Source organism: Blautia sp. 1001283B150304_161114_C9, from assembly GCF_015668165.1.
Classification (GTDB): Bacteria; Bacillota; Clostridia; order Lachnospirales; family Lachnospiraceae; genus Blautia_A; species Blautia_A wexlerae.
Genome location: NZ_JADPGO010000072.1, coordinates 1 through 2,776, shown reverse-complemented (window position 1 = coordinate 2,776; position 2,776 = coordinate 1). Strand labels below are relative to the sequence as shown.

General features: G+C 37.6%; 3 protein-coding genes and 1 pseudogene. 1 reads left to right on the top strand and 3 read right to left on the bottom strand.

From position 1 onward, the window contains the following. Window positions 1–160: 160 nt before the first annotated feature. The 3 genes and pseudogenes from I4V44_RS17205 to I4V44_RS17195 form a co-directional block, all read right to left on the bottom strand. Complete coding sequence (locus tag I4V44_RS17205; RefSeq protein WP_055154020.1) at window positions 161–703, bottom strand: flavodoxin family protein; 543 nt, start codon at window positions 701–703, stop codon at window positions 161–163. A 2-nt stretch (window positions 704–705) separates the two neighbouring features. Continuing rightward, window positions 706–1,101, bottom strand: a pseudogene (locus I4V44_RS18630) (DapH/DapD/GlmU-related protein); the annotation flags it as partial. Window positions 1,102–1,120: 19 nt separating this feature from the next. Next, window positions 1,121–2,119: an alpha/beta hydrolase gene (locus tag I4V44_RS17195; RefSeq protein ID WP_119241770.1), complete on the bottom strand. Its 999-nt coding sequence runs from the start codon at window positions 2,117–2,119 to the stop codon at window positions 1,121–1,123. A 119-nt stretch (window positions 2,120–2,238) separates the two neighbouring features. On the opposite strand from I4V44_RS17195, the gene I4V44_RS17190 reads away from it, so the two are divergent. Beyond that, the gene (locus tag I4V44_RS17190; RefSeq protein ID WP_118571954.1) at window positions 2,239–2,676 is read left to right on the top strand and encodes a MerR family transcriptional regulator; all 438 of its coding nucleotides are present in this window, start codon (window positions 2,239–2,241) and stop codon (window positions 2,674–2,676) included. Window positions 2,677–2,776 lie beyond the last annotated feature (100 nt).

Here is a 2,776-nt window from a genome sequence, read left to right as displayed (position 1 = left end):
AACGAAAGGGCAGTTAATGAAAAGTCTCCATACTGCTTTTTCGTTTGCACCACCTTCGATTCTTTCCTTAACGATTTGACGGTAATTTCTGTTTCTCTACATCCTACAAGCCCAGATAAAACTAATATACACAGACTAAATAACAGTACTCTTTTCAAACTCATAATTTCTTTCCAAGTTCATATGCTTTTTTCATCACATCAACATGGCTTGCAGCTATATTTGCAGCATCAATTCCACCGCCACCGACCATGCCTTTCAAGGAAGCCTTTTCAAAACAGTCTACCCAGCCTTGCAGACCATTGTAGGCTTTTTCAAATGCACTTTCATCATTCTCAGCGGCAGTTGCAATCATATAAATATCTCTGAATGAATAATCTGTCGAATATAAAGGATTCAATCTATCAAGAAGTGTTTTCATCTGGCCACACATCTCATAGTAATAAATTGGTGTTGCATAGACAATAACCTCCGCATCCTTTACTTTTGCCATAATATCTGCAACATCATCCTTCAGTACACACATCCCATTCCTCTGACAGGATAGACAACCGATACAATATTTTATATCTTTTCCTTTCAAAGAAAGAAGTTCCACATCATGCCCGGCTTCTTTTGCTCCCTTTGCACACTCATTTGCAAGTATATCAGAATTGCTGCCTCCTCGAAGACTTGTCGATATGATCAATACTTTTTTTGCCATGATTAAATTTCTCCTTTTTCAGTGTCTTTTTTAACCTTCCGTATAACTTTCGCAGGCACTCCTGCCGCAGTCATATTGGCCGGAACATCTTTTGTTACAACTGCTCCGGCTGCAATGACCGAACCTTCACCAATCGTAACCCCCGGAAGAACCGTTACATTTGCTCCAAGCCACACTTTTTTTTCGATGTGAATCGGCTAAAATATCATACCTGCTCTTTTCTCGGGATCTTCCATATGATTGATTGTTGCCAATACTGCATTATGTCCAATCAGGACTCCATCCTCTATATAAATACCACCCTGATCCTGAAACTTACATCCTGCATTAATAAAAACATTTTTACCTATATGGATATTTCGTCCGCAGTCTGTATAAAACGGAGGAAACATTCCAAAAATTCTTCACACGTCATAATTAACCAACTCCGTTTTCTTTAAAAAATTTCTGAATTTTGTCAAATGGGATCACATCCGGATTATCGTATAGATCTGTATGAACAGCTCCCGGAATTGTCAGCAGTTCTTTATTGGATGTGTACTTGCTGTTCTTGATCATATTTTCATAAGCATCTTTTCCAAAATAATAGCTGTGTGCTTTTTCTCCATGAACGATAAGGACTGCACTTCTGATTTCATTACTGTACCTTAATATTGGCTGATTCATAAATGACATACATCCAATACTGTTCCAGCCATCATTTGAATTCAGGCTCCTTTTATGATAACATCTGCCTTTATAATACTCACTGTAATCTTTTACGAAGAAAGGTGCATCTTCCGGAACCGGAAGGGGAACACAACCACCGCCTCTTGAATATTCGCCTTTACGGTATTCTTCTGTCCTGAGGGTATTCAGTGACTGTTTCTTTGCATAACGTGCTTCTTCACTGTCCTCAGAATCAAAGTATCCATTCGCATTTACTCTTGTCATATCATACATGGTAGAAGCAACGGTTGCTTTTATTCTTGTATCCAACGCAGCTGCGTTAAGAGCCATTCCACCCCAGCCGCAGATTCCAATGATTCCTATTTTATCCAGATCCACATCTTCCCGAACAGAAAGGAAATCAACAGCAGCCATAAAATCTTCTGTATTAATATCTGGAGAAGCCATAAATCTTGGATAGCCTCCACTTTCCCCCGTAAAAGAAGGGTCAAATGCAATCGTTAAATATCCTCTTTCAGCCATTGTCTGTGCATATAATCCGGAACACTGTTCTTTGACTGCCCCAAATGGTCCGCTTACGGCAATCGCAGGATATTTCCCAGATGCATTTTTCGGTTTATACAAATCTGCGGCAAGTGTGATTCCATAACGATTTACAAATGTCACTTTCTTATGGTCTACTTTTTCACTCTGTGGAAAAGTTTTATCCCATTCAGATACCAGCTTTAATTTTTCTGTTTTTAACATATTTAACATCCTCCATATGCAAAATTTCTTGTAATTACACTAACAATAGTATATGATATAAATATCTTACAACCTAAAGTTAACTTTAGGTCAAGCATAAATTTGAAAGAAGGTTTTTTATGTATACAATCGGTCAGGTCTCTGCAATGTTTAATCTTCCTGTTTCTACATTAAGGTATTATGACAAGGAAGGCTTTTTCCCTAATCTGGAACGCAAGGGAAATATCCGTTATTTCAGCGATAATGAATTAGAAGCACTTCGTATCATTGAATGTCTGAAGAAATCCGGTCTTGAGATAAAAGATATAAAGCAATTTTTTATCTGGGTATCTGAAGGCAGCTCCAGCTATGAAAAAAGGAAAGAATTATTTGAAACCAGAAAATCAGCTGTTGAAACTGAAATTCAGGAACTTCAAAAAACTCTCTCCCTCTTAAAATTCAAGTGCTGGTATTACGAAACAGCAATGAAAGATGGTAACGAAGATGCTATAAATGCCATGTTGCCTGACAAACTTCCAAAAAATATACAGAAACTATATGACAAAGGGCATGAATGATTTTTGCTTTCTCCATCAAACTGGAAGTTATAGTGCAATCTTTTTCCATTTTCTAATCTTGGTTCTAAAGGTTCCGAACGGAGCAACTGTATTAACATGT